This window comes from Mycobacterium sp. NGS18 (genome assembly GCF_059813185.1).
The window spans coordinates 1-578 of record NZ_JCALEC010000036.1 but is presented as its reverse complement, the minus strand read 5'-3'; the positions used below and the strand labels follow the sequence as shown (position 1 = coordinate 578).

The following is a 578-nucleotide window of genomic DNA, read 5'->3' as shown; positions in this document are numbered from 1 at the left end:
CCAGACCTGCGTGGTTCACCTGATCCGGGCGGCGATGCGGTTCGTGTCCTACAACCAGCGCAAGGCCGTCGCGGCCGCTCTCAAGACGGTCTATCAGGCCAGCGATGCCGAGGCCGCCAGGGCGGCGTTGGACGCGTTCGCGGCATCCGAGGTCGGTCGGGCCAACCCGAACACGGTCCGTGTCTTCGAGGACGCCTGGGAGCGGTTCACACCGTTTCTGGCCTTCCCTCCGATGCTGCGCCGGGTGATCTACACGACCAACGCGATCGAATCGCTGAACTACCAGCTTCGCAAGATCATCAAGAACCGCGGTCATTTCCCCAACGACGCGGCGGTGGTGAAGTTGCTGTGGCTGGCGATCTGCAACATCGAAGACAAGCGGGCACGCGACCGCGCTAAAGAACGCGGGCTCAGACGAGGTACAAAACGCACCGCCGAAGGGCGCCTCGTCGAAGGCCAGGTCACCACGAACTGGAAACAGGCCCTCGCCCAGCTCGCCCTGGCCTATCCCGAACGAATCAACCCCTACCTCTAACCCCAACGAGCACAACTACTTACACAAAAATCTTGACAAGCTC

At 62.3% G+C, this 578-nt stretch carries 1 protein-coding gene; it reads left to right on the top strand.

All coding sequences use genetic code 11. The annotated features are described in order from the left end of the window. On the top strand, positions 1-535 hold a 535-nt coding region (locus tag AC5Y31_RS21800), incomplete at its 5' end, for a transposase (protein WP_499982977.1). Between the last annotated feature and the right edge of the window lie 43 nt (positions 536-578).